19 protein-coding genes are annotated in these 25,605 nt (G+C 71.3%); 8 read left to right on the top strand and 11 right to left on the bottom strand.

Annotated features, from left to right (window positions below):
• Positions 1 to 103: 103 nt before the first annotated feature.
• Together ABZS58_RS09110 and ABZS58_RS09105 are read right to left on the bottom strand one after the other, a co-directional pair.
• Entirely contained in the window at positions 104 to 853 is a 750-nt protein-coding gene (locus ABZS58_RS09110; protein ID WP_354779277.1) for an SDR family NAD(P)-dependent oxidoreductase, read from the bottom strand.
• Positions 837 to 1,082 (bottom strand): acyl carrier protein, encoded by a 246-nt coding sequence (locus ABZS58_RS09105; protein WP_354779275.1) that lies wholly within the window; start codon positions 1,080 to 1,082, stop codon positions 837 to 839. The genes ABZS58_RS09110 and ABZS58_RS09105 overlap by 17 nt, the downstream gene beginning before the upstream one ends.
• Before the next feature lie 106 nt (positions 1,083 to 1,188).
• On the opposite strand from ABZS58_RS09105, the gene ABZS58_RS09100 reads away from it, so the two are divergent.
• Positions 1,189 to 1,683 carry a GNAT family N-acetyltransferase gene (locus ABZS58_RS09100; protein WP_354779273.1) on the top strand — a complete coding sequence of 165 codons (495 nt, stop codon included), beginning with the start codon at positions 1,189 to 1,191 and terminating at the stop codon, positions 1,681 to 1,683.
• Here the strand turns inward: ABZS58_RS09100 and ABZS58_RS09095 are convergent.
• Together ABZS58_RS09095 and ABZS58_RS09090 are read right to left on the bottom strand one after the other, a co-directional pair.
• Complete coding sequence (locus ABZS58_RS09095; RefSeq protein WP_354779271.1) at positions 1,680 to 2,903, bottom strand: FAD-binding oxidoreductase; 1,224 nt, start codon at positions 2,901 to 2,903, stop codon at positions 1,680 to 1,682. The two genes, ABZS58_RS09100 and ABZS58_RS09095, sit on opposite strands and share 4 nt — an antisense overlap.
• A 225-nt stretch (positions 2,904 to 3,128) precedes the next feature.
• Positions 3,129 to 4,055 carry a hypothetical protein gene (locus tag ABZS58_RS09090; RefSeq protein WP_354779269.1) on the bottom strand — a complete coding sequence of 309 codons (927 nt, stop codon included), beginning with the start codon at positions 4,053 to 4,055 and terminating at the stop codon, positions 3,129 to 3,131.
• Between the two features lie 229 nt (positions 4,056 to 4,284).
• Between ABZS58_RS09090 and ABZS58_RS09085 the strand changes: the two genes are divergently transcribed.
• Positions 4,285 to 6,363: a S9 family peptidase gene (locus ABZS58_RS09085; protein ID WP_354779697.1), complete on the top strand. Its 2,079-nt coding sequence runs from the start codon at positions 4,285 to 4,287 to the stop codon at positions 6,361 to 6,363.
• 1,280 nt (positions 6,364 to 7,643) lie between these two features.
• On the opposite strand, the gene ABZS58_RS09080 is transcribed toward ABZS58_RS09085, so the two are convergent.
• The 4 genes from ABZS58_RS09080 to ABZS58_RS09065 form a co-directional block, all read right to left on the bottom strand.
• A complete protein-coding gene (locus ABZS58_RS09080) occupies positions 7,644 to 8,603 on the bottom strand; it encodes a threonine/serine dehydratase (RefSeq protein ID WP_354779267.1) in 960 nt (319 codons plus the stop codon).
• Positions 8,604 to 8,678: 75 nt separating this feature from the next.
• Complete coding sequence (locus ABZS58_RS09075; protein WP_354779265.1) at positions 8,679 to 9,644, bottom strand: TAXI family TRAP transporter solute-binding subunit; 966 nt, start codon at positions 9,642 to 9,644, stop codon at positions 8,679 to 8,681.
• Entirely contained in the window at positions 9,641 to 10,057 is a 417-nt protein-coding gene (locus ABZS58_RS09070; RefSeq protein ID WP_203848489.1) for a roadblock/LC7 domain-containing protein, read from the bottom strand. Before ABZS58_RS09070 ends, ABZS58_RS09075 begins: the two co-directional genes overlap by 4 nt.
• A gap of 5 nt (positions 10,058 to 10,062) precedes the next feature.
• Positions 10,063 to 12,720, bottom strand: coding sequence for a sensor histidine kinase (locus ABZS58_RS09065; protein WP_354779262.1), 2,658 nt, complete (start codon positions 12,718 to 12,720; stop codon positions 10,063 to 10,065).
• A 427-nt stretch (positions 12,721 to 13,147) separates the two neighbouring features.
• Here ABZS58_RS09065 and ABZS58_RS09060 point away from each other — a divergent pair, with 427 nt between their 5' ends.
• Entirely contained in the window at positions 13,148 to 13,291 is a 144-nt protein-coding gene (locus tag ABZS58_RS09060) for a hypothetical protein (RefSeq protein ID WP_354779260.1), read from the top strand.
• A 114-nt stretch (positions 13,292 to 13,405) separates the two neighbouring features.
• Here the strand turns inward: ABZS58_RS09060 and pulA are convergent, their stop codons facing one another.
• Complete coding sequence (gene pulA / locus ABZS58_RS09055; protein WP_354779258.1) at positions 13,406 to 19,141, bottom strand: pullulanase-type alpha-1,6-glucosidase; 5,736 nt, start codon at positions 19,139 to 19,141, stop codon at positions 13,406 to 13,408.
• 184 nt (positions 19,142 to 19,325) lie between these two features.
• Entirely contained in the window at positions 19,326 to 19,790 is a 465-nt protein-coding gene (locus tag ABZS58_RS09050; RefSeq protein WP_354779256.1) for a MarR family transcriptional regulator, read from the bottom strand.
• Positions 19,791 to 19,875: 85 nt separating this feature from the next.
• Between ABZS58_RS09050 and ABZS58_RS09045 the strand changes: the two genes are divergently transcribed.
• From ABZS58_RS09045 to ABZS58_RS09030, 4 genes are all read left to right on the top strand, one after another.
• A complete protein-coding gene (locus ABZS58_RS09045) occupies positions 19,876 to 20,286 on the top strand; it encodes a hypothetical protein (RefSeq protein WP_354779254.1) in 411 nt (136 codons plus the stop codon).
• Between the two features lie 338 nt (positions 20,287 to 20,624).
• A complete protein-coding gene (locus ABZS58_RS09040) occupies positions 20,625 to 21,170 on the top strand; it encodes a hypothetical protein (RefSeq protein WP_354779252.1) in 546 nt (181 codons plus the stop codon).
• A gap of 75 nt (positions 21,171 to 21,245) precedes the next feature.
• Positions 21,246 to 21,716: a hypothetical protein gene (locus ABZS58_RS09035; RefSeq protein ID WP_354779250.1), complete on the top strand. Its 471-nt coding sequence runs from the start codon at positions 21,246 to 21,248 to the stop codon at positions 21,714 to 21,716.
• On the top strand, positions 21,713 to 23,263 hold the full coding sequence (locus ABZS58_RS09030) for an aldehyde dehydrogenase family protein (protein WP_354779248.1): 1,551 nt from the start codon (positions 21,713 to 21,715) through the stop codon (positions 23,261 to 23,263). The genes ABZS58_RS09035 and ABZS58_RS09030 overlap by 4 nt, the downstream gene beginning before the upstream one ends.
• Here the strand turns inward: ABZS58_RS09030 and ABZS58_RS09025 are convergent.
• Positions 23,260 to 24,531 carry an MFS transporter gene (locus ABZS58_RS09025; protein ID WP_354779246.1) on the bottom strand — a complete coding sequence of 424 codons (1,272 nt, stop codon included), beginning with the start codon at positions 24,529 to 24,531 and terminating at the stop codon, positions 23,260 to 23,262. The two genes, ABZS58_RS09030 and ABZS58_RS09025, sit on opposite strands and share 4 nt — an antisense overlap.
• Positions 24,532 to 24,601: 70 nt before the next feature.
• Between ABZS58_RS09025 and ABZS58_RS09020 the strand changes: the two genes are divergently transcribed.
• The gene (locus ABZS58_RS09020; RefSeq protein WP_354779244.1) at positions 24,602 to 25,585 is read left to right on the top strand and encodes a helix-turn-helix domain-containing protein; all 984 of its coding nucleotides are present in this window, start codon (positions 24,602 to 24,604) and stop codon (positions 25,583 to 25,585) included.
• The last annotated feature ends 20 nt before the right edge of the window (positions 25,586 to 25,605 follow it).

Below are 25,605 nucleotides of genomic sequence, written 5' to 3'. Positions count from 1 at the left end.
GCTCCGCGGCGTACTGGTGCCGTTGAGGTGGACGCGGATTTTCCTCACCGTAGCACTCCCGAAAAAACAATCATGAATTCCGTAGGTGACTCATCACGGCGTGTCATACGACCAGGCCACCGTCGACTTCGATCACCTGGCCGGTGACGAACCTGGACGCATCGGAGAGCAGGAACGCGATCACGTCGGCGACGTCTTCGGGCTCGCCGAGGCGGCGCAGGGCGGTCGCGGCGACCCGCTCGGCGCGGCCGGTCTCGTCGAGGGATTCGAGCATCTCGGTGGCGATGAAGCCGGGGGCGACCGCGTTGACCCTGATGCCGGCGGGTCCGAGCTCCTTCGCGGCGGCGCGGGCGAACCCCGCGACGGCTGCCTTGGTCGCGCCGTAGACGACCTGACCGGCGGCGCCGGCGGTGCCCATGACGGAGGACAGCAGGACGACCGACGGTGCGTTGCCGCGCCGCAGGAGCTTGACCGCGCCGTTGACCGTGTAGGTGGCACCGACGGCGTTGACCGCGAACAGCCGCTCGACGGCGGCGTCGCCCATCATGCCGAGCAGGCCGGCTTCGTGGACGCCGGCGTTGACGACCAGGGCGTCGAGGCGGCGGTGGCGCTCGAAGACGAGCCGCAGCATGGCCTTGACCTCGGCGGCGTCGCTGACGTCGCCGTGCACGACGAGCGGGTCGATGCCGAAGTCGGCGGCGATCTCGTCGGCCGTGGTCTTGGCCGAGCCCTCCCGCATGCCGTGGAGGACGAGTTCGTAACCCTCGGTAGCGAGCTTGCGCGCTACGGCCCGACCGATTCCTCGCGAGGATCCGGTGACGAGCGCGATCCTGCCGTCAGCCGGAGAACTCAACGTCGTGCTTTCCGAGGATCTCCACGGCCTTGCCGAACGAGCTGAGGTCGATCACCTCGTCGGTGTCGATCATCACGTCGAACGCGTCCTCGATCTCGCCGACCAGGGAAAGGTGCGCCAGTGAGTCCCATTTCTCGATGCCCCGGTATTCAAGCTTGTCGACGTCATAATCCTCTGGCAGCGCCAGCGCGGTGCGGAAGGCGACACGAAGACGATCGAGGTTGCTCATCAGCTCAGGGTCCTGTTCGATCGGGAAGACGGGCTGGCATCCGCGTGCGAGTGTACCGTTGGCCGGTCTTTCAATGAGTCACGGCCGACCCTGGGGAGGTTTCCGAGTGCTGCGCGAAGCCGACGAATCGGATGTCGAGATCATCCGCCGCTGGCGCAATCACCCGAAGACCCGCGGGGCCAGTATCTATACCGCGTTCATCACCCCGGAGGGTCACGCACAGTGGTGGTCGAAGGTCCAGTCGGATCCGTCCCGCCGGGCGCTGATCTTCTCGTACAAGGGCAATGACTGCGGCGTCGTCACGTTCAACGACCACGACGAGGCGGCGGCCACTGCCGAGTGGGGGTTCTTCCTCGACGTCGACGGGCTCGAGGAGCGCGGTGAGCTGCTGCCGGCGTGGATGGAGCTGGAGAAGGCCGCGGTCGCCTATGCGTTCGACGAGATGAAGCTCACGTCGGTCGGTGGTCGCACCCTGGCGTGGAACAAGCAGGTGATCGCCCTGCACAGGCGCTTCGGCTTCGTCGAGGTGGCTTCCCGGCAGTACACCACCGAAATCGACGGCGTCGACCAGCTGGTGGTGTGGACGGAGAAGTCGCGCTAGCACGTGGACAGGCGGCCGGGCGCCATCCGCTCCTCGGGGTCGAGGGCGAGCTTCAGCCGGACGGTCGCGTCAGTGAGTCGGCCGGGACCATACGTTTCGACGAGTTCGCGCAGGTCGGCTGGGCCGCGCAGCAGTGTGCAACCGCCGCCGCCGCGGGCCATCAGCACGGTCCGCGCGGCGTTGAGCATGCCGTCGAGCCGCTCGGCCGGGATCCCGCCGGGCAGCGCCACGTGGGCGATGCCGGCGCCGACCGAGCCGCGGACCGGCACGGGGATGCCGGCGGCGTCGCGGAGGGCGTAGACGACGGCGAACAGTTCACTCGGCTGCCCCCAGATCTTCAACGCCACGTCGTCGGCGTCGAACGGATACCGTCCCCACCAGTCCGGCGGCGCGTGCTCGACGGCGGCGCCGCCGCCGAGTAAGTGTGCGGCCGCTTCGGCCCGGGCGGCGCTGCCGGCCCGGCTGCCCTCGAAGAGCGCGGCGATCTCAGCGGGTCGTCCGGCGCCCCCGCCGGGCAGGTCGGCCTCGATGGCGGCCGCGCCGAGCGACGATCCGACGAGTGCTTCCGTCAGCTGGTGCACCTCTCGCGGCGTGGACACCGGGCGGACCACCCAGGCGCGTGCGGAGGGCATCGGCTCGAGCCGGACGGTCGCTTCGGTGATCACGCCGAGGGTGCCGAACGACCCGCAGATCTGCCGGGTCAGGTCGTGCCCGTCGACGTGCCGCTCCAGGCTGCCCTCGTCCAGGGCGACCCGCACGCCGGCGACCAGGTCGCGGGGCGTGCCGAAGCGGTGGCGCAGCGGGCCGGCCTCGTTGGTGGCGAGGACGCCGCCGAGGGTCGCGCCGGGCGAGGCGACATCGAGGGCGATGCGTTGGCCTTCGCGCAGCAGGTGCGCCCGCAGTGCCCGCATCGGGGTGCCGGCGGCGACGGTCGCGACGAGTTCGTCGGGTGCGTGGTCGAGGACGCCGCTCATGCGGCCGAGGTCGATCAGGACGTCGACGTGTGTGGGTGGCGGTCCCCAGTCGAGCTTGGTGCCGGCGCCGGACGGCACGACCGACAGTCCGGCGGCGGCCGCGGCGCGCAGGACGCCGGAGACCTCCTCGGCGGTGCCGGGTGCCACCACCCAGCCGGCCGGCACGCCGTCCACCCTGTCCGCGGGGCCGGCCTCCCACACGTGCTCCGGCCCGCACGCCTCCGCCAACGCTTCGATCACGCTCACCGCTGCCCACGCTTCCCTGCTCACGGGCCAGCACCAGCTGGACCGTCCGACGAGACGACCACACGGGGAAGTGCTCGTCGGCGGGATTCGCGGAAGCCTGGATCCGCCGGTGAGGGCATGACTCAGGCTTTCCCAACGACGCGTTCAAATATGATCGAGCGCAGGAAAAGATGCACATGGTGCACCACGCGACATCGAACATCTGTTCGAAAGCGTAATGGGTCCTTACTTGAGCCGCAACTGCTTCCGTAGGAACATCACCCGGTCGCTGCTCGCCGCTTCGAAGCCGACGAGGTCGTGGCCGGTGTCGTAGTCCTTGCGTTCCTTGGGCCCGGCCACACCGCCGGCGAGTTCGGCCCGCTCGGCCTCCGTCGTCTCGGTGTCCTGCCTGCCGAACTGCAGCAGCATCGGCTTGCGACCGGTCACTTCGACGTACGGCACCGCGTCGAAGCGGGACAATGCGTCCAGGTAGGCGTGCCAGTCCTGCGGGGTCTTCTCCCTGACCAGCCACCGGGAGAACCTGCTGAACCCTGACGCGAGCACGGTCGCGGTGATGCGGGAGTCGATGCCGTACAGGACGGCACCCTGGGCGGCGCCCCAGCTGTGCCCGGCGAAGCCCACCCGTGAGCCGTCGCAGTCGGAGCGGCGGATCAGCAGGTCGAAGGCCCGGCGCAGGGCGACCACCGAGTCGGCGGCCGCCTTGCTGTCCGCGAGGGGGTCGCCCGTCGGGGTGAGCGGCAGCTCCGGCACGCACACCAGCGCGCCCAGCCTGGCGACCGCCATCGCCTCCTTCAGCAGGGTGTCGCGGTTGCCGTCGCCGCCGTGCGCGTAGACCACGGCGGGCAGCCGTCCGGTGAACCGCTCCGGGCCCACCACGTACGCCGGGATCTCCTCGCGACCGCGCGTGTCGGAGAACGTGATGTCCTCGAGGATCACGCCGTCGCCGGTCCGCTTGTCGGTGAGCTGGGCGTTGAGGGTCGCCTTGGCGTCGTAGCCGAAAAGCTTCTTGAGCTCTGCGATCGGCACGGCGGCGGGCACGTACGCCGAGGGGTCGAATGTGGAGGACGGTTGGACCGCGCCGGAGGAGCCCGACGCCGTGCCGCCCCGCACTTCAGGTGCCTTCGACTCCCCGGCGCACGCTTGGACCAGCATCGCTGCCAGTCCCGCCACCCCGATGTGCAACACCCCGCGACGCCGCACCGCACTCCTCCATGGGCTCGCCCGAACTTCGAGACCATGACGGTACCGGCGCCGCTTTCTCCTACCTGGACAGACTGCCGAGTTCCCCGCTTGGTTGCTTTTTTCGTGGGGTGTCTTGAGGGGGGCTTCGCACCGGAAAGTGTCGGGGGGTGCGGGTAACGTGCTGGGCGTGACTTCAGGTGTGACGGGCGCTCAGCCGCCGACGGCGAAGCAGGTTCCGCACGAGCGGACGCACCACGGCGACACCGTGGTCGACGAGTATTTCTGGCTCCAGGACAAGGAAGACCCAGACACGGTCGCCTATCTGGAAGCGGAGAACGCGTTCACCACCGCCGCCACCGCACACCTGGAGAGCCTGCGCGAGACGGCGTTCAACGAGCTCAAGTCCCGCACCAAGGAGACGGACCTCTCGGTGCCGACCCGCAAGGGCGGATTCTGGTATTACACGCGCACCGAAGAGGGCAAGCAGTATGGGATCCACTGCCGCGTCCCGGTGACGGCCGGTCAGACCACCCCGCCCGAGGTCGGCGACGGCGGCGCCCTGCCCGACGAGCAGGTCCTCCTCGACGGAAACGCGCTCGCCGGCGACTCCGAGTTCTTCGCGCTGGGCACATTCGACATCAGCCCCGACAGCCGCCTGCTGGCCTATAGCACCGACTTCGCCGGCGACGAGCGCTTCACCATGCGGGTCAAGGACCTCGACACCGGCGAGCTGCTGCCCGACGCCGTCGAGGACGCGTTCTACGGCTCCGCCTGGTCCGGTGACGGCTCGACCCTGTTCTACATCACGGTCGACGAGGCGTGGCGGCCCTACCGGGTCTGGCGGCACACGATGGGCACCGCCTCCAGCGAGGACGTGATCGTCCACGAGGAGACCGACGAGCGCTTCTGGGTCGGCGTCGACCTGACCCGCTCCGAGCGTTTCATCCTCATCGACATCCACAGCAAGATGACCAGCGAGGTCCTGGTCATCCCGGCCGACGCGCCGACCGGCCCGCCCCGGTCGATCGCGCCCCGCCGGCAGGGCATCGAGTATTCGGTGGAGCACCACGGCCACCGGTTCCTGATCCTGCACAACGACGAGGCCGAGGACTTCGCGCTGTCCTACACCTCCGTCGACGCGCCCGGCGCCTGGACGACGCTCATCGAGCACGAGCCGGGCACCCGCTTGCTCGGCGTCGACGCGTTCTCCGGCCACCTGGTCGTCTCGCTGCGCCGCGACGGGCTCACCGGCATCCGCGTCGTGCCGCTGCAGGGCGCCGCGCCCTATGACATCGCCTTCCCCGAGCCGATCTACTCCGCGGGCCCCGAGGCCAACCTCGAATACGACACCACGTCGTTCCGCCTGCACTACGTCTCGCTCGTCACGCCCGACTCGGTCTTCGACTGCGACCTCGGCAGCGGCGAGCTGACCCTGCGCAAGCAGAAGCCGGTCCTGGGCGAGTTCGACCCGTCCCGCTATGAGCAGCACCGCGAGTGGGCCCTCGCCGAGGACGGCACCCGCGTCCCGATCTCGATCGTGGCGCGCGCCGGCACCGCCCGCGACGGCTCTGCCCCCGCGGTGCTGTATGGCTACGGCTCCTATGAGGCCTCGATGGACCCCTGGTTCTCCATCGCACGCCTGTCCCTGCTCGACCGCGGCGTCGTCTTCGCCGTAGCCCACATCCGCGGCGGCGGCGAGATGGGCCGCCGCTGGTATGACGAGGGCAAGCTCCTGGCGAAGAAGAACACGTTCACCGACTTCGTCGCCTGCGCCGAGCACCTGGTCAAGGCCGGCTGGACGTCGTCGGACAAGCTCATCGCCCGCGGCGGCTCCGCCGGCGGCCTGCTCATGGGCGCCGTGGCCAACATCGCCCCGGAGTCCTTCGCGGGCATCGTCGCCCAGGTCCCCTTCGTCGACGCCCTCAACACCATCCTCGACCCCTCGCTGCCGCTCACCGTCACCGAGTGGGAGGAGTGGGGCAATCCGCTCGCGGACCCCGAGGTGTATTCGTACATGAAGTCCTACACCCCGTATGAGAACCTCACGGCCCGTCCGTATCCGGCGATCCTGGCCGTGACCAGCCTAAACGACACCCGCGTCCTGTATCACGAGCCGGCCAAGTGGGTCGCCCGCCTGCGCAGCCTCTCCCCCGGCTCCGACGTCCTGCTGAAAACCGAAATGGGCGCAGGCCACGGCGGCCCGAGCGGCCGCTATGACGCCTGGCGCGAGGAGGCGTTCGTCACCGCCTGGGTCCTCGACCGCGTCGGCCTCGCCTGACGGTTCTCCGCTTGGGCCGGCCCTCGCTACGGCTTTCGCTTGGGTCGGCCCTTGCTTTGGACCTCCGCTTGGGCCGGCCCGCTTCGCCTTCGCTTGGGCGGGCGCATGGGTCGGCCTTCGATCGGGCCGGCGCTTCGGGCCGGCCGTTGCTTGGACCTTTCGCCTTCGTCTGTGTCGGCCCTTCCTTCGAGCTTCGCTGAGGTCGGCTCCCGCGCGGGTCGGCCCTGGGCATGGCCTCGGCCGGGAACGCCCGGCCTGGGCGCCTCGCCTGGGTCGGGGTCGGCTTGCATGACGGGTCTGGCGTCGGGACATGCCGTCTGAGTTTGCGAGGGGTAGATCCGCCCCTTGTGCCTGTCCTGCTGCGGTGGGCGGCATCGTTCGATCGGCAGGCTGCGGGTTGCCCGTGACGAGGACGCGGTTGCCGTCGGCCGGACCGCCCTCCGGCGACCCGGGCTGGTGCTCGTTCGGCCGCCGGTTCACGCCCCCGGGTCGTGTCCGGGGAGATGGTGGATGGCCCGTCGCGGTGCCGGTGCGCCCGGTTCCGCCGCCTGGACGCTGCGGCGGCCGGCCGACGCTTCCATCACAGGTTGCGCGGTCACCGTGACCGCCGCGCCGAGGTGACCCCCACCGCACCCGCCAACCGACCGCGACCCGTGACTACCCGGTGGATCGCTGGTCCGCTGACCACAGCGATCCACCACGTTGTCCCGCGATCCGGTTCGCAGGACGCTTCCGGATCATGCGCATCGGCACCGTGGCGAATGTGGCGGGCTGACCTGGCAGGGCAGCGGGTCCGTGCACCACCGTTCGGGTCTTCTGACCGCCGGGCCCGGCGGTGCCGCACAGGGCGGCGGCGTCGACCGCGTCGGGACGGATCCCGGCGCGGTGCAGGACGGTGGAGAACCGCACGCCGCGCCGCTTGCCGACACCGGCGGCGGGTCGACGTCGGTGTGTGGTGTGGGTCCGTCCGGGTATCCGGGCACGCCTCCCCGTGTCCGCTGGCGGGGGCGCCGCACAACGGCGGCAGCGGCGTAGCCGCATGCGGCGGACGCTGATCTTGCCGGTGGTGTGGGGTTGTGGATGGAAGAGCGGTCATCCACAGGGAGATGTCCCCAGCTGTGGATAACCCACCGGAAACCTGTGGATGACTGTGGACGGGGCTGTGGATAACCGCGCGGAGTACACCTCGGATCCACCTGCGTGTTGCTGAGGATTGCCCGGGTGAGGGGGTTGCGCCGGGAGGATGCCCACAGGTGTTACCCACAGGCTGTGGATAACTGTCAGTCGGCGAAGATGCTGGCGGCCAGGCGGGGGTCGATGTTGCCGCCGCTGACGACGGCGACGGTGCGGCCGGCGGGGAGTTCGTCGCGGTGGTGGAGGACGGCGGCGGTGGAGACGGCGCCGCTCGGTTCGGTGATGAGGCGGCCGCGGCGGGCGAGGACCTTCACGGCGTCGAGGATCTCGTCCTCGGCGACGGTGACGATCGCGTCGAGGTGGGTGCTCAGGTGCGCGAGGGTCAGCTCGGACAGCGGCGTACGCAGGCCGTCGGCGATGGTGCTCAGCATGCGCTGCTCGGGCCAGATGCGCACGACGCCGGCGGCGAGGCTCTCGGCGGCGTCCGCGGCGACGGCGGGTTCGACGCCGATCACGGCGACGTGCGGGGCGAGGGCCTTGATCGCGGTTGCGACGCCGGAGGAGAGGCCGCCGCCGCCGACGGGGACGACGACCACGTCGACGTTGGAGAGGTCCTCGAAGATCTCCAGGCCGACGGTGCCCTGGCCGGCGATGATGTCGGGGTGGTCGTACGGCGGGATGAGGGTGAGGCCCCGCTCGGCGACCAGGCCACTGGCCACGGTCTCCCGTTCGGCCTGGGGGACGAGGAGGACCTCCGCGCCGTAGCCGCGGGTCGCCTCGATCTTGAGAGGGTTGGAGACGTCGGGCATGACGACGGTGACGGGGACGCCCAGGGCCCGGCCGGCGTAGGCGAGGGCCTGGCCGTGGTTGCCGGAGGAGTGGGTGACCACGCCTGCGCGGCGGCGGTCCAGGTCGAGGCGGTGCAGGGCGTTCGTCGCGCCGCGGAGCTTGAACGCGCCGATCGGCTGGAGGCTTTCCGGCTTCAGCCACAGTTCGTCGGCCCAGGGGCACGGCAGCAGGGGCGTGCGGACCACGAGGCCGGAGATCCGCGCGGCGGCGTCGCGGATGTCGTCCAGGCGGACGAGGTCGTGTGCAGTGGCGGTCACCGGGTCATCTTGACAGCCCACGGGCATGATCACCCTCCTCGCGTCCGGCGAATGAGAGATCCATAACGTCGGCGGTCAGCCGCTGCTGTAGAACCTTGCGGCACCCGGGTGGAGGGGCACCGGTTCGGTGCCCAGAGCGCGCGCTTTGTCATAGTTGGCGCCTTCCGGGTGGACGCGGCTCAGCTCGATCTGATAGTCGAACAGGATCTTGGTCAGGTCGTGCGCGAGCTGTTCGGGCATGTCGGGCGAGACCAGCAGGAGGTTGCCGATCACGATCGTGTCGACGTCCGCGGGGGTCTCGTAGGTCGTTTTGGGGAGCTTGCCCGCGGCGTACACGGCGCCGTACCGGAACGTGAGCGGCTTGAGCAGATCGGCCAGCGGCAGCAGGGTGTATTCCCCGGGAGCGCTGGCCAGCAGGTCGGCGATGCCGGGCGTGGGCAGGCCGCCGGTGAAGACGAGCGCGTCGGTGGTCCCGGCCTGCATGCCCTTGGTCGTCTCGGGCAGGGAGAGCCGCTGCCGGACGATCTCGGTGTCGGGGTTGATCCCGCCGGCGAACAGGAGCCGGCCGGCGAAGATGTCGGCGCCCGAGCCGGCGGATCCGGTGGAGACCCGTTTGCCGCGCAGGTCGGTGAACTTGGTGATGCGCAGGCTCGTGCGCACGACCACCTGGGCGTAGCTGTGGTACAGGCTGGCCAGCGCGACGACCTTCTGCGGCCGGCCCTCGAAGGCGCCCTTGCCGGTGACGGCGTCCCCCGCGATGTCGGCGATGCTGAAAGCGACGTCCATGTCCCCGGTCGCGACGCGCTGGATGTTCTCCGCGGAGGCGCCGGTCGCCTCGGCACGCGCCTCGTAGCCCGGCACGTGCCTGGTGACCAGGTCTGCGTAGCCGCCGCCGAACTGGTAGTAGACGCCGGTCGTGTTGCCGGTCGCGATGTAGATGCGCCCGCCGTGCCACAGACCCGCGCCGGCCTGCGGCGTTGCCGTGGAGCCACAACCGGCGAGCGTCGTCAGCAGCGCCAGTACCGCCGCGAAACGCCTCACCTGAGCATCGCATCCCGCGGCAGGGGGTCGAGCGCGTCGGCGACCCTGTGGACGAGCATCGCCGTCTCATAGCCGACCTGGCCGAGGTCGCAGCCGGGGGCGGCGAGCACCCCGAGCAGGGCGCGGTCGCCGACCGACATGACGATCATGACGCCGCCGTCCATGTCGACGATGGTCTGGCGCACCTGGCCGGCCTGCATGACGCGGGCGGCGCCGAAGGTGAGGCTGGCCAGGCCGCTGATCACGGCGGAGAGGTGGTCGGCCTGGTCCACCGGCAGGTCGGCGGAGCAGGCAAGGCGCAGGCCGTCGCCGGAGACGGTGATCGCGTGCGCGACATCGGGGACCTGCCGGGCGAAACTGGCCATGAGCCAGTCGAGCTGGCCCGCGCCGGTCGGGTTCTGAGCGTCTGGCATCGCCATCATTGGTCCTTCTGTCCTGAGGTGGTGCTGTTCGCGCGGCGGCCGGCGGCCGAGACACCCTCGGCGAACGCGGACAGCCGGCTTCTGACGGCTTCCGGGTCGACCGAGCTGCCGCGGGCCGGCTGCTGCCGTGGTTCGGTGACACCGGGCGCGAGCTGCGCTCCGGGGCGACGGCGGGGTAGGTCGCGTTGGTCGTCCATCGAGCCATCTCCGGCACTGGACAGGACCCCCGGGTGCGGCGGCCAGGCACCGGGGGCAGGCGGGGGCGGGGCGGACGAGACGGGCGGCGTGGGGGTGTCGCCACCGCTGCTGAGATACGGGCGGAACCACGGTGCGGGCGGCCCGGACGGATCTGGCTGCTGCTGGTGTACGCGCGGCGAAACCTGCTGCGGAACCCGCGTCACCGGCTGGTGCGGAACGTAGGGCTGCGGGACCCGGGGGCGGCCGAGTGGTGCGCCGACCGTCGACGGCACGACGACCGGCGGCGGCCCGAAGGTCGGCGACGCGGAGACGGGCACGGCCGAGACGGGCGCCGACGACACCGGCACGGACGACACCGGCACGGCGAAGACCGGTGCGGCCACCGGTGCGGCCACCGACGTGGCCCCGACCGGCAGTGCGCTGATCCGCTCCAGTGCCCGGTGCGGCAGTGCCACGTAGGCGACCGTGCCGCTGCCGGTGGCGTGCAGCTCGACCCGGATCCGGTGCCGGGCGGCGAGGTGCGCCACCACGTGCAGGCCCATCGTGCCGGCCGCCGCGCTGCTCAGCGTCGTCGGCGTCGCCAGCCGGGAGTTGATCTCCGCGAGGCGCCGGGGCGCGATGCCGATCCCGCTGTCGTGGACGCGGATGATCGCCCCGTCGACCGTGGGCCGGGCATCGACGCGCACCTGCTGCGTCGGCGGAGAGAAGGTGGTGGCGTTCTCGAGGAGTTCGGCCAGGAGGTGCACGAGGTCGCCGACCACCGGACCCGTGATGGCCAGGTCGGCGGGCTGGACCTCGACCCGCTGGAAGTCCTCGATCTCCGACGCCGCGGCCGTGATGACCGCGCCGATGCCGATCGCCTGCGTCGCCGGGCGGCCCGGCTCGCCGCCGGAGAGGACCAGCAGGTTCTCGCCGTTGCGGCGCAGGCGGGCCGCGATGTGGTCGAGGGCGAACAGGCGGGCCAGCACGTCGGGGTCGGTCTCGTCGCGTTCGAACTCGTCCAGCAGGCGCAGTTGCCGGGTGATGAGGGTGCGGATGCGGCGGGCCAGTACCTCGGCCATGCGGGACACGTCGACGCGCAGCTCGGCCTGCTCACCGGCGAGCCGCAGCGCGGTGCGGTGGACGGTGGCGAACGCGTCGGCGACCTGGCCGATCTCGTCGTTGGTGGCGGCGATGCTCCGGGTCGCCGCGGCGGCCGCAGTCGCCGTCGGCAGCGGCGCGCCGGTCGTCACGGAATGGATCACGTCCGGCAGTTCCTGGCGCGCGACCGTCAGCGCCGCCGCCCGCAGCCTGCGCAGCCGCCGCGCCGTCCGTACGGCCAGCGTGATCGCGATCGCGAGCGCGGCGAGACCGATCACGGCGGTGCCGATGAGCGTCGCCCACGCGCGCCGCTGCGCGGTGACCGCGATCTGCTCGGCGCGCCCGTCGAGCCGGTCGGACAGGTCGAGGCTGACGTTGTTGAGCCGCCGGATGAAGCCGGACTGCGCGACGAACCACGTGTCGGCGTCGACCTTCAGCCCTGCCGGGTCCTTCTCCGCGTTGCGGGCGGCGGCGGCGAGCTTGTCGGCCTTGTCGACGTCCAGGCCGCGGATCTCGTCGTCGTACACGGTGCGTTCGGTGCCCGTCGCGGCCCGCTGGAACTCCGCGACCCGCTGGTCACGGGCGCCCCGAAGCTCCGACATGGCGCCCAGGTCGCCGGGCTCGAGCGCGCCGCGGGAGAACACCACGCGCAGCAGGTCCCGCTCCAGCGCCGCGAAGTGCTCGACGGCGGCGACCGACGCGACCGCCCGGGCGGCGTTGGCGAGCTCGATGTCGGCGATCTGCGCCGGTACGGCGTCAGCGATCGCGAGCAGCGCCTCGGCGAGCGGCCGGTACACCGGATCCGCCATGAGCGTGATCGGGGCGTTGTTGTCGGCGGCCTCGCGGGTCGCGCCGAGCCGGCTGTAGATGTCGTTGACCGTCCGGACCGCGCGTTCCAGGGCCGGCACGGACTTGACCGCTGCGCGGCTGTCGGCGAGATACCGCTTCGCGGCCTCGTCGGTGCGCCCCCGCTGGGCGACGACGAGGGAGACGCCGGACTTGCCGCCACGTTGCCGCAGTGCCGCGGTCTCGGCGACCTCGCGTTCGAGCTCGTGGACGAAGCTGACCGCACTCGTCGCGGTGGATGCCAGCGTGCGGGCGCGGGCGGCGTCCGCCGCGGCGGATGTGGCCGTGTCGGCCTGGGCGGTGCTCAACGCCGCCAGACCGATCATGGCGACAACGATCGGGGTGATCAGCTGCGTCCGGACGGACCGCAGCCGGCTGGGCCGGGCCGCGCCGCCGCGCCGGTGCCCGGCGACCGACGTGTCAGGCGCGCCCGACCGGCGCTGCCGACCGCCGCCACTGCCCCTGACGCCGCCGCCGATCGCGCGGGGCTCGACGCCGTACGTCGCTCGGGAGGAGCCGCTGCCTGCCAACCGTCATCCCCTGCCCGTCACAGAAGACACGCGACGTACACGCGCGCATGCGAAGAGTGAAGGTGACGGCGCCCCCGCGACCCGCTGTAGCCGGAAAGGTCGTTAAGGAGCACGAAAGGGCACGCTACTGGAAACGCGCTTCGCCGATAAGACTTCACTCGCCGAACGGCGGCCCGCACTGACCAAACGGCCCGCGATTCGCGACTAGGCGTGACGGCGCCGTCGCAGTACGACGAAAGCGACTGCTCCGGCCACCACGACGACCACGCCGAGCCCGATCCATCCGGTCGACCGGCGGCTGGTCCCGGTCTTCGCGACGGGGCTCGGGCTTGAGGTCGCCTTAACGCTCTGTTCCGAAGGCGCCGCGCTCACCGACGGCGTCACCGACCGCCCGGACGGCTCCCGCAGCGACGGCGGCCCAGTCAACGTGGGCAACGTGGACGGCGGCGCCCCCGGCTCGATCACCGCGGGCGGTCCGGGCAAGGGCGGCCCGGGCGGCGGCGACGGCTTTCCGGTCGCCCCGGACAGCACCGCGACCAGCAGCAGCCCCGCAACACTGAACGCCCGATGATGCCTCACACCGGACAAAACGGCACCAGCCACCCGCTCTTGAGGACATTGCCTCCCCGACTTCGCCCCGGCGTGGCGGTGAGGCGCCACCACGCCGGGGACGGTGGTCCTCCTGCTAGGCGGGCAGGACGAAGACGGAGACGGTGCGTGCGGGGACGGTGAACGTGCCGCCCGCCGCGTCGAACGTGGCCTGGCGGGCGAGCGGGTCCGCCGAGGCGGCCTGGACGGGGTGCGGGGTGAACCGGGCGCCCGTGTAGCCGGCGAGGGTCTGGGTGGCGGTGGCCGGGCCGGCGTTGAAGACGACGACGATGGTGCGGTAGCGCGGGTCGAGGCCGCGGGCGTCCAGGGTCATCGTGATCACGCCGGGGGTGGCCGCCGTGCCCGACAGGGGGAACGCCAGGCGCTGCTGGACCTGGGCGGCGGTGGTGAGGGCGAACGCCGGGGAACTGGCCCGGATGCGCAGCAGCTCCTGGAAACGGGCCGCGGCCAGGTCGACGGCGGCGCAGTCGGGGATCAGGGCGGGGTTGGCGAGCAGCGGCTGGGCGTACGGCCACTTGTCCTGGTTGTCGGCGGCGGGTGGCAGGCCGGCGCCGAAGCCGTTGCCGCCGGCACAGTCCCAGCGGATCTGGTTGAACCAGTCGCCGGAGTTGAACGAGTTGCGGTCCAGGGACTTGGAACGCAGCCGGTCGGAGCCGGTGGTGACGAACCCCGTCCCCTGCCCCAGGACCGTGGTCGACAGGGCGAGCACCTGCAGGCGGGCGCGTTGCTCGGCGGTCGTGCCGGTCGGCAGTTTGAAGGCGAGCGCGTCGTAGAGGATCTCGTTGTCGTGGGCGTCGACATACGTGACGCCTTCGGCCGGCAGTTTCGTGTATCCGGCGGGTGAGCCGTTGTAGTCGACCTGCGCGCCGGAGACCCGGCGGCCGGTGGAGTCGACGAACTCGTAGGCGGCGAGGTTGCCGGTGAGGCCGACCTGGATCAGGTCCTGATAGTGCAGGAGCCTGGCCCGCTGCTCGGCGGAGGTGCCGTTGGCCGGGTCGCCGTTGGGCGCGGTGTACAGCCCGGACGCGAACCCCTGGATGCGCGGGTCGCCGTCGAAGGGGCCGCCGCCGCGGACGGCGTCGCGGAGCCGGTCGTTGAAGGTGCCGATGCCGGTGCCGCCCATGTTGGCCTGGGTGGCCTGGACGAAGCGGGCGTCGTTGGCGACCTCGCCGAAGTTCCAGCCCTCGCCGTAGATGAGGATCTTCTTGCCGTCGACGCCGTCCTTGCCGACGGTCAGCTGGTCGAGGGCGGCGCGGACGGCGAGGATGTTGGCCTTCGGGTGGTGGCCCATGAGGTCGAAGCGGAAGCCGTCGACCTTGTACTGCTTGGCCCACAGCACCACCGAGTCGACGACGAGCTTGCCCATCATCGCGTTCTCCGGCGCGGTGTTGGCGCAGCAGGTCGAGTTGGCCACGGTGCCGTCGTCGAGGAGCCGGTGGTAGTAGCCGGGCACGATCTGGTCGAGGACCGAGTGCGGGTCGGTGCCGGCGGCGGTCGTGTGGTTGTAGACCACGTCGACGACGACCCGCAGGCCGGCGCCGTTGAGCCCGGCGACCATCTGGCGGAACTGGTTGATCCGCGGGGTGCCCTGCGGGTCGGTCGCGTAGGAGCCCTCGGGCGTCGAGTAGTGCAACGGGTCGTAGCCCCAGTTGTAGCCGTCCTGCTCGGCGATCTGCGCGATGCACGCCTGCTGCTGGCTGGAGTCCGGCGGCAGCGCGGCCAGGTCGCACGGCGGCTGCTGCTGGTCGGCGCGCCGCTCGGGGATCGTGGCGATGTCGAACGTCGGCAGCAGGTGCACATAGGACGTGCCGGCCTTCGCCAGGTCCCGCAGGTGCGTCATGCCCGCCGACTGCGGCTGCGCGAACGCCAGATACGTGCCGCGCTGCTGCGCCGGCACCGTGGTGTCGGCGATGGAGAAGTCCCGGACGTGCAGCTCCTGGATCTGCGGCCGGGCCGGCGCCGGCGGCTTCTGCACCGCTGACCAGCCGGCGGGCTGCAGCGTGGCGTCGGACAGGTCGACGATCTGGCTGTGCGTGGAGTTGGCGGCGAGGGACACCGAATACGGGTCGGTCACCGACGCCGTCGTCACGCCCCGGACCGCGGGCTGCCAGGCGGTGACCCGGAAGCGGTAGTAGCGGCCCTTCCAGGAGCGGTCGCCGGTGACGCTCCACACGCCGGTGTGCTCGTCGCGCTTCATCGTCTTCAGCACCGGCTGCGCCGCGGGGTCGTCGAACAGCTCCAGCGCGACGTTCTGCGCGGTCGGCGCCCAGACGCTGACCGCGACACGGCCGCCGTCGAAGTGCGGGCCGAGCTTCGCCCCGACCGCGCCGACGTACAGGTCGTCGAGCGCGCCGGCGACCTGCACGGCGCTGGCCTCGGTGACGGTGCCGGCGGCGTCGCGCTCCACCACGACGACCTGCCCGCGCAGCGCGGTGGCCAGCGCGGCCCGGTCGCCGGTGACGTGGAACGCCTGATACGCCCACAGGTGCGGGAACTTCGCCCGCTGCGGCTCGGTCAGGCTGCCGACGGCCCGCACCGGCAGCGCGGTCGCGGTGCCGACGACCTGCCCGTCGACGACCGACAGCCCACCGGCCCGCGCGGACAGCAGCTCATAGGAGTGCCCGTCGGTCGGCCCGGCGCGCCAGGCGATGGTGTCGCGGTCGACCCACACCGCCTTGGCCTTCGTCAGGTCGGTGTCGGGGGTGCCCTGCGGCGGGATCGGCAGCAGATACTTCTCCTGGCCGGACAGGATCCAGACCTCGTGCCCGACGGTGACGAGGTCGAGTGCCTGGTCGCTGGGCAGGTCCTTGGTGTCGCCGTTGTGCAGGATGTAGTTGAGGACCGTGGCGTTGTCGGCCAGCGGGACGCGGAACCGTGCGCCGAACGCGTCGGTGCCCTCCGGCGGCAGCGGGCTCGCCCACTCGGTGGGGGTCGCGGCGCCGGTCCAGACGTGCAGGCCCCAGCCGGTGTAGTCGCCGGCGGGGCGGCGGTAGTGCAGGACGGCGGTGTGCTCGGCGGCGGCGCGGGTCGGGTGGACGGTCGCCTCGCCGGAGCGGACCCAGGCCTCGCCCTGCCGGCTCGGCAGGACCTGCTGGTCGGCGCCGGGGTCCTTCACGTCGCCCTTGTGGACGATGAAGTTGACCGGTTTGCCCGGGTCGGTGACCGGCACGTGCCAGAAGGCGCCGAAGGCGTCGGTGCCGTCGGGCTGCCGCGGCGTGGCCCAGTCGGTGCCGGTGCCGGGCGCGAGCCCGTCGCCCCACAGGTGCAGGCCCCAGCCGGTGTAGTCGCCGTCGGATCGCCCGTAGTGCACGGCGACGGTGCCGGTGGCCGCGGCCTGTGAGGTGTAGATGGTCGCGTCTCCTTGCTTGAGCCAGATCTCCGGCGTCTTCGTCGGGTCGAGCGAGCGGTCGACGGCGACGTCCTTCACCCCGCCCGAGTCGACCACGAGGAAGCCGACATTCGCCGCCCCCGGCTTCAGCTTGACCCATGCGAAGCGACCGTACGAATCCTCGCCGGCGAACGGGGCACCGGCCGGCCACGTCATCGGCGACTCGATGTCGCCCCACGCATACAGGCTCCAGGGCTCATATCCGCCGGTGGGACGCTGATAGTGCACGATCGCGTAGTCGGGTGCGGCCGCGCTCGGCGGTGTGCCGACCTTCGCCGTGATCCTCGTCTCGGCGGCGCGGCCGGAGCCGTCCCGCACGACGGCCTTGTATTCCAGCGTGGTGCCGGCGGGCAGCCCGTCGAGGTCGTGATAGACGCTGTACGGCGCGGCGTGGTCGGTGCCGAGCAGCTTCCACGGCCCGTTGCCGACCTTCGCGGCGAACGTGACGGTCGACAGCGGGTCGCCGGTGACCTCCGCCTTGATCTCCGCGCGGCCCGGGACGGGTTGCCCGGCGGAGGGCGCGACCAGCTGCACGGTCGGCCGGGCGGCCGGCTTGGCGATCGCGCCGCGGGCCTTGAACACCACGGTGCTCAGCGGCGGCACGTCGACCTGGAGCCGGCCGTCGCCGGCGGACGCGGCGATCCCGCCGGTCGCCGGGTAGATCCGGTCGAAGGTGGTGCTCGCCATGGATGTCGGCACGGTGACGGCCTGGGTGGTGGTGGCGTTGTTGGTCGCGACCAGGTATTCCACCCGCTGCTTCGGGTCGATCCGGGAGAACGCGAACACGCCCTGGCCCTGCGCGGCGTAGCGGGTCACCTGGATGCCCTGCTTGAGCGCCGGGTGCGCCTGCCGGAGCCGGGCGAGGTCGGCGATGGTGCGGTAGACCGGGTGGCCCTCGTCGTAGTGCGCGGTGGCGTGGGTCGTGCCGGTGCCGAGGATGTCGTCGTCGAGGTAGTCGGCGGACCGGCTGGGGAACATGTCCTGCCGGGCGTCCTTGTCGCCGCCGGCGCCGGTGAAGCCCTGCTCGTCGCCGGAGTAGACGACCGGCTGCCCGCGGGTGAGGAACATCAGCTCGTGGCCGAGCTGGTCGCGCCGCAGGTGGCTGGCGGGGTCGGTGCCGCCGCCGGCGACGAACATGCCGATGCGGCCCATGTCGTGGTTGCCCAGGAAGGTCGGCAGGGTCCCGGCGGTGGTGCCGGCCGAGGTGTACAGGTCGTCCTGCGCATACACGCCGGCGAGCCCGGCGGCGGAGCCGCCCCGTGCGACGTAGTCGGTCGCGGCCTGCTGGAACGGGAAGTCCAGGGTCGCCGGGAGCCGGCCCTTGCGCACATAGGTCGAGGTGAACTGGGGGTCGGCGTCATACACCTCGCCGAACATGAAGAAGCCGGGCTTCGCGACCTTGTCGATGCCCTCGACGAACTGCGGCCAGAACTCCATGTTGACGTGCTTGGTGGTGTCGATGCGGTAGCCGTCGATCCCGGTGTCCTTGACCCAGTCGGCGTAGATCTTCGTCATGCCGCGGACGACCTCGGGCCGCTCCGTCCACAGGTCGTCAAGGCCGAAGAAGTCGCCATACTCGCTGTTCTCACCGCTGAACGTGGAGTCGCCGCGGTTGTGGTACATCAGCGGATCGTTGAGCCAGGCCGGCTTCTTCGCCGTCTTGTCCGCCTCGCTGCCGAAGACGGGCGTGTAGGGGAACGACTGCGCGTTCACCGCGGGGAAGCCGTGCCGCCCGTCGGCGAACGTGCGGTCGTCGAACTTGTTGCCGGCCGCGTCCTTGTAGGGATGATCCGTCTTGTTCCTATACGAATACTGGTCCTGCGCATACCGGATGACGTCGGCGGTGTGGTTGGTGATGACGTCCAGATAGACCTTGATACCGCGGTTGTGCGCGAGCCTGACCAGCCGCTGCAGGTCGTCCTTCGTGCCGAAGTGCGGGTCGATCTGGGTGAAGTCGGTGGTCCAGTAACCGTGGTAACCCGCCGAGATGTCGGCGCCGCTGCCCTGCACCGGCCGGTTCTTCAACACGGGGGCGAGCCAGATCGCGGTGGTGCCGAGATGCTCGATGTAGTCGAGTTTGTCGATGACGCCCTTGAGGTCGCCGCCGTGATAGAAGCCCTTGTCGGTCGGGTCATAGCCGGTGCTCAACCGGTCGCCGGGCAGCCCGCCGGTGTTGTTGGCCGGGTCGCCGTCGGCGAAGCGGTCGGGGAGCACGAAATAGAACTGCTCGGCGTGCCGCTCGACGTTGCCGGCGAGCAGGCTGGCGATCGACGGCTCACCCTCCCACTGGGGCACCCCGCTGGAATAGCCACTGGGCGTCTTCGCCTGCTCCGGGAGCGTCGGCACGCTCCCCGGCACCGCGGCGAGCATGGCCACCGCGACGCCCGCGGCTGCGATGGCTTGCGTGAGTTTCAGACGCTTCATGGCGGGCCCCACTATCTCGCGGCAGGCCGTGAACGTATCGACACAAGATGATCGACACAAGGCTTGACGCGGCATCCCACGCTTCCGCGCACCACCGCCGAACCAGAGATCCCCATCGCTCCCCCGCCGTCTACCACCTCATCGGATCGAGGCGGCCGGACGGTTCACCGGGCGGCGGGGAACATCAGGAGGGCAGGCGCAGCGACGCGGTGATCGCCTCGCTGATCTTCCGCAGCTGCTCGACCTGCTCCGGGGTGAGCGGGTCGAACAGGTGCGTGCGCACCGTCTCCACGTGCCCGGGCGCGGCGGCATCGAGCGCGGCGAACCCGGCGTCCGTCAGATCCGCGAACTGGCCGCGCTTGTCGTCGTCACAGTCGCGCCGGCTGACCCAGCCGCGCGCCTCGAGCTTGGTGACGGCATGGCTGAGCCGGCTACGGGAGGACCGGGTGAGGTCGGCGAGCTCACTCATCCGCCGGGTGCGTCCAGGCGACTCCGACAGCACGACGAGGATCTCGTAGTAGGCGTGCGGCATGCCCGCGTCGTGCTGGAGCTCACGGTCGAGCCGGTCGACGAGCTGCGTCGCGGCGGAGTAGAACGCACGCCAGGCGAGTTGCTCATCGGCGTCGAGCCAGCGGGTCGGTGTGCTCACATCGCTCCCCTCCACGACTGCGTGCATGTGCGAAAAGTCTTACTGATCATGCTGGAGAGTGCCAGTTTTTCCGGACGGGGATGCCGTGAACGCCTACGATCATCAGGTCAACGACTATCTCCGCGCGGTCGAGCAGGCGCTGCACGGCGTGCCTGCCGGCCGTCGCGACGAGCTGCTCAGCGACCTCAGCGACCACATCGCCGCCAAGCTCGCCGAGACCCGGCAGGCCGAGCCGGGCGACCAGAACCATGCGCCCGGCGCCGGGACCGAGGTGCACTCGGTGCTGGACCTGCTGGGCGACCCCGACGAGCTGGCCGCCGAACTGGCCGGCGGTGCGTCCGGCGAGGACCCTGAACCCGCCGCGCCGATCGAGATCAACCCCGGCCGCAAGCTCGGCGCGATCCTCTGGGTCCTCATCACGGTGGCCATGGTGTCGCTGCTCTGCGTCGGCGTCGTCCTGGCCGGCGTCTTCATCGTCCTCACCGGGCGCAACTGAGCCCACCGGCCGGGCTCACACAAAAGGCGCCGACGGCCAAGGACTCGGAGCGCCGCCCGGCGAGACCTCGCGACCGCGGCTCGTCACCGTCGCCGCCGGGCGGAACGCGCATCGCTGCGCATCCGCCCGGCGACCACCCGTCCGCGTCCTCCCCCCTGCTCCCCCTGGAACGCGGACGTGCCGCAGCTTCGGCCGGAGCTGGTCGATGCACGGCCATGCATCGGCTGCTCCGAACACCCCCCGTTGAAGCCGCTGGGCTGGTGTGTCCAGTTCAGCGTATCTAGACGTCTAGGTTCGCGCAATTGTTGATTTGAGGAAAGGTGGTCTAGATTTGCCAGGTGCGTGGCCGGCTCTTTCCAGTCGCCGATGGCTGGTATGAATGGCGCCAGGAGCCGCCCCTGGCGCAGAGCGTCCAGGTGCGGGTCGGCGTCGCGGACGGTGGTCGGCTGGTGCTGACGGGCCTGCACATCGACGGCAGCCCGAGCGCCGACCTGCTTCGCGCGATCCCCGTCGGCAGGATCGAGGCGGCCGCCAACGCGCAGCTCGCGGTCGTCCACGAGTCGTTCGACACGCCCCCGGTGCTCAACCTGCGGGCCCGGCCGGTCGTGCCGCCGGTCGTCGTGGACACCGGATGGGAGATGGTCGAGCCCGCTCTCGCGGTGTCCCGGGCCGCCGGCGGCGGTGCCGGCCGGTCGCGTGGCCGTCCGGATGTCTTCTACCGCGAGGTCGCCGACGTCTATCTCGACTTCGCCCAGGACTCGCCGCGGCCCGCCTGCGACCTCGCCGACCAGCACGGCGTCCCGGTCAGCACCGCACACCGCTGGGTGAAGGAGGCCCGCCGCCGCGGCTTCCTCCCCCCGGGCCGCCCCGGCAAGAGCGGCTGACCACCCGCCACCCCGGCAAAGCCCAGCGGCGAACGGCGATCACTGAGCATGGCGGCGATTCGATAGGGTGACGGCGTGTCGATCGACGACGCTGTGCGCACGCGGGTGCACCGGCTGCTCACCGACTATCTCGGTGGGCAGCCGGTGCCTGCCGACCTGAGCGCGACCCCGGCCGCCATCCGCAGCGGCACCGCCGTGGTCTACCTGCGCCTGGTCGCCAACGATCCGCCGTTCGTGCGGGTCTTCTCCCCGCTGCTGCGCCGCCTGGAGTGCTCGCCGAAGCTGCTGACCGAGCTCAACGACCTCAACGGCAGGCTCAACTTCGTCCGCCTGTTCTGGCGCGACGACTCCGTCATCGCCTCCTACGAACTGATGGCCGAGACCCTCGACGCGACCGAGCTGCGCAACGCCTGCGACTGGGTCGCCGACGCCGCCGACTATTACGACGTGCGGCTGCACGACCAGTTCGGCGGCGAGCTGGCGTTCGCGCCACCGCCCACGTCGCAGCATCCGGCGGACACGCCGCACGGCAAGATGGGGGCATGAGCAAGCTTCTCGTCTCCACCGTCGGCGGCAGATCCCTCGACGCGCCCGGCGATGCCCGTTTCCTCTCGGTCGACCCGGCCCACCTCGACCAGGTCGTCGCCGAGGTCGCCCTGGCCGACGCCGACACGTTCGTCGCCGCGTGCCGGGCGGCGAAAAGCGCGCAGCGGGAGTGGGCCGACGTGCCGGCGCCCGTCCGCGGCCGGGTGATCGCCAACCTGGGCCGGCTCGTGGAGGCCAACTTCGAGACTCTCGCAAGACTCGTGACACGGGAGGTCGGCAAGACCATCGCCGAGGCGCGCGGCGAGGTGCAGGAGATCGTCGACACCTGCGACTTCTTCCTCGGCGAGGGCCGCCGCCTCTACGGGCAGACCGTGCCGAGCGAGATGCCCGACAAGCAGCTGTTCACGTTCCGCGTGCCGGTCGGCGTCACCGCGATCATCACCGCCGGCAACTTCCCGGTCGCGGTCCCCAGCTGGTATCTGGTGCCCGCCCTGCTGTGCGGCAACGCCGTGGTGTGGAAGCCGGCCGAGTACTCCGCCGCCTGCGCCGACGCGTTCGCCCAGCTCATCCGGCGCGCGGGCGTGCCGGACGGAGTGTTCGACGTGGTGTTCGCCGACGGGGCGACCACGTTCGAGGGTCTGGACAGGGCCTTGCAGGACAACCTGGTGGACAAGGTCGGGTTCACCGGCTCGTCGGAGGTCGGCGCGCGGATCGGCGAGCTCGCCGGCCGGCACCTGCAGAGCGCCTGCCTGGAGCTCGGCGGCAAGAACCCGATGATCGTCACCGAGGACGCCGACCTGGACCTGGCCGTGCACGGCGCGCTGTTCGCCGGGTTCGGCACCGCCGGCCAGCGGTGCACGTCGCTCGGCACGCTGATCGTCCAGGACAGCGTCCTCGGCGAGTTCACCACGCGGCTCGAAGAAGCCATCCGAAGAGCAGCCATCGGCGACCCTACCGACCCGTCGGTGCTCTACGGCCCGCTGATGACCGAACGGTTCGCCGCCCGGTTCGACGAGTACCTCGGCTGGGTCGAGGATCATCACCAAATCAACGGACGGACCGGCAGGATCGGCGCCGCGAACCCGCGCGAGGGGTTCGTCGGCGACCCGGAGGCCGGCCTCTTCTACCATCCGGTGCTGGTCCACGGTGTGCGACCGGAGGACAAGATCTTCCAGCAGGAGACCTTCGGCCCGCTGGTCGGGGTGATCGCCTACACCACCCTCGACCAGGCGGTCGAGCTCGCCGACGCGCCGGGCTACGGCCTGTCAGCGGCGATCTACACCACCGACCCGGGCAAGGCGTTCACGTTCCGCCGCCGCACGCGGGCCGGGATGGTCAGCGTCAACAACTCGACGTCGGGCGCGGAGGCGCACCTGCCGTTCGGCGGCAACGGCAAGTCCGGCAACGGCAGCCGCCAGTCCGGTGTCTGGGTGCTCGACCAGTTCACCCGCTGGCAGTCGATGAACTGGGACTACTCCGGCAAACTCCAGCGCGCCCAGATGGACACCCTGGAGATCGCCCCCGACCTGGACTACCGACTGCCCTAGACGGCGGGCACCGCGACCGGCGCGGGCGTCGCGACCCCGCGCCGGGTGCGCAGCAACAACAGCGACAGCGCGGCGGCGCCGATGGACAGGCCACCCGCGATGTACCAGGCGAGGTCGTAGTTGCCGATCCGGTCGCGCAGCAGGCCGGTGGTGGTCGCCGCGATCGCCGCGCCGAACTGGTGCGACGCGAACACCCAGCCGAACACCACCGGACCGGCGGCGCCGAAGTACTCCCGGCACAGCGCGACCGTCGGCGGGACCGTCGCCACCCAGTCCAGGCCGTAGAAGAGGATGAACACCAGCATGCTCGGCCGGACCGTCGCGGCGAAGAGCACCGGCAGCACCAGCAGGGACAGCCCGCGCAGGGCGTAGTACCAGCCGAGCAGCACACGGCTGTCCATCCGGTCGGTGAGCCAGCCCGACGCGATCGTCCCGACGATGTCGAAGAGCCCGATGAGCGCGAGCAGTGAAGCGGCGACCGGCTCGGTCATGCCGTGGTCGTGCGCGGCGGGGATGAAGTGCGTGCCGATGAGCCCGTTGGTGGTGGCGCCGCAGATCGCGAACCCGCCCGCGAGCAGCCAGAACGCCGGCACCCTGGCAGCGCCGCGCAGCGCGCCGAGCGCCCGGCGGGCCGCGCCACCGGAAACGACCACAGGAGGAGAAGCGTCTGTAGCCCCGTAAGCGGTCACGCCGAGGTCTGCGGGGTTGTCCCGCAGCCGCCACAGGACCAGCGGCACGACCAGCAGCGCCGCGAAGGCGACCGTCAGCGCCGCCGCCCGCCACCCGCGCGCCTCGACCAGCAGCGCCAGTACGGGCAGGAACACCAGCTGACCGGCGGCGCCACCGGCGGTGAGGATGCCGGTGACGAGACCGCGCCGCTTGACGAACCAGCGGCCGGTGATCGTGGCGACGAACGCCAGGGCCATCGAGCCGGTGCCGAGGCCGACCAGCACGCCCCACAGCGCGATGAGCTCCCAGCTGTGCCGCATGAACACCGTGAGCCCGCTGCCGGCGGAGACGAGCAGCAGCGCGTACGCCACGACCCGCCGGATCCCGAAGCGCTCCATCAGGGCCGCGGCGAACGGGGCGGTGAGGCCGAACAGCAGGAGGTTGATCGACACCGCGAGCGAGATCGTGCCCAGCGACCAGCCGAACTCCTCGTGCAGCGGGTGCAGCATGACGCCGGGCGTGGCCCGGAAGCCGGCCGCCCCGACCAGGGCGACGAAGGCAACCGCGGCGACCAGCCAGGCCGGGTGGAGTCGTTTCACTGCTGCATCGTCTTGGAGTTTGCACAAAGAGGCGAGTGGCCCGGCAGCCATAGTGCGCAAGAATTGGGCCATGGACAGGCACCTGGTCGCCGTGATCGCCCTGGACGGCGTCGTGGCGTTCGACCTCGGCACCCCGCCACAGATCTTCGGCGCCGCCCGCGACGACGAGGGTCGCCGACGGTACAAGATCCAGGTGTGCACGCCGGGTGGCCTGCCGGTCCGCAGCGCGGCCGGGTTCCAGGTGCTGCCCGATCACGGCCTGGAGATCACCGAGGTGGCCGACACCGTGATCGTGGCCGGCATCCACCGCGGCGGCCCGGTCGAGGACGCGAGCGTCGAACCCGGGGTCGCGCGGGCGCTGCGGGACGCGCACGCGCGCGGCGCCCGGGTCATGTCGATCTGCACCGGGGCGTTCGTGCTCGCCGCCGCAGGGCTGCTCGACGACCGGCGGGCGACCACGCATTGGGGCTGGGCCGACCAGTTCCGGGACCTGTACCCGCAGGTCAAGCTCGACCCCGACGTGCTGTTCATCGACGACGGCGACGTGCTCACCTCCGCCGGCGTCGGCGCGGGGATCGACCTGTGCCTGCACGTGGTGCGCACCGACTTCGGCAGCGAGGTCGCCAACCGGGCCGCCCGGCGCAGCGTCGTGCCGCCGTGGCGGGAGGGCGGGCAGGCGCAGTACATCGAACGCCCCCTGCCGCGGATCACCGACACCACGACCGCCCCGACCCGGCAATGGGCGCTGCAGCGGCTGGGTGAGCCGCTGACGCTGCAGGACATGGCCGCGCACGCCACGATGAGCGTGCGCACGTTCACCCGCCGTTTCCGCGAGGAGACCGGGGTGAGCCCGGCCCGGTGGTTGCTGCGGCAGCGGGTCGATCACGCCCGCGGCCTGCTGGAGAGCACCGACCTGGCGGTGGAGCAGATCGCCCGCCGGTCCGGGCTCGGCACCGCCGCGTCGCTGCGCCAGCACCTGCAGACCACGATCGGGGTCGCCCCGAGCGCGTACCGCCGGACATTCCGGGTTGTGCCGGGAGCGCCGGGACGGTAGGCAGGAGGAACGATCACCGT

The organism is Dactylosporangium sp. NPDC005555 (assembly GCF_040605635.1).
In the GTDB taxonomy this organism is placed as follows: domain Bacteria; phylum Actinomycetota; class Actinomycetes; order Mycobacteriales; family Micromonosporaceae; genus Dactylosporangium.
Note: the sequence above shows the minus strand (reverse complement) of the source record. Positions and strands in the feature narration are given on the sequence as shown.

Excerpts from the sequence above, each read along its gene's own strand:
- ABZS58_RS09105 (WP_354779275.1), bottom strand. The coding sequence starts at position 1,082 with ATGAGCAACCTCGATCGTCTTCGTGTCGCCTTCCGCACCGCGCTGGCG.
- ABZS58_RS09090 (WP_354779269.1), bottom strand. The coding sequence starts at position 4,055 with ATGCTGGTCCAAGCGTGCGCCGGGGAGTCGAAGGCACCTGAAGTGCGG.
- ABZS58_RS09070 (WP_203848489.1), bottom strand. The coding sequence starts at position 10,057 with ATGCCAGACGCTCAGAACCCGACCGGCGCGGGCCAGCTCGACTGGCTC.
- pulA (WP_354779258.1), bottom strand. The coding sequence starts at position 19,141 with ATGAAGCGTCTGAAACTCACGCAAGCCATCGCAGCCGCGGGCGTCGCG.
- ABZS58_RS09030 (WP_354779248.1), top strand. The coding sequence starts at position 21,713 with ATGAGCAAGCTTCTCGTCTCCACCGTCGGCGGCAGATCCCTCGACGCG.
- ABZS58_RS09020 (WP_354779244.1), top strand. The coding sequence starts at position 24,602 with ATGGACAGGCACCTGGTCGCCGTGATCGCCCTGGACGGCGTCGTGGCG.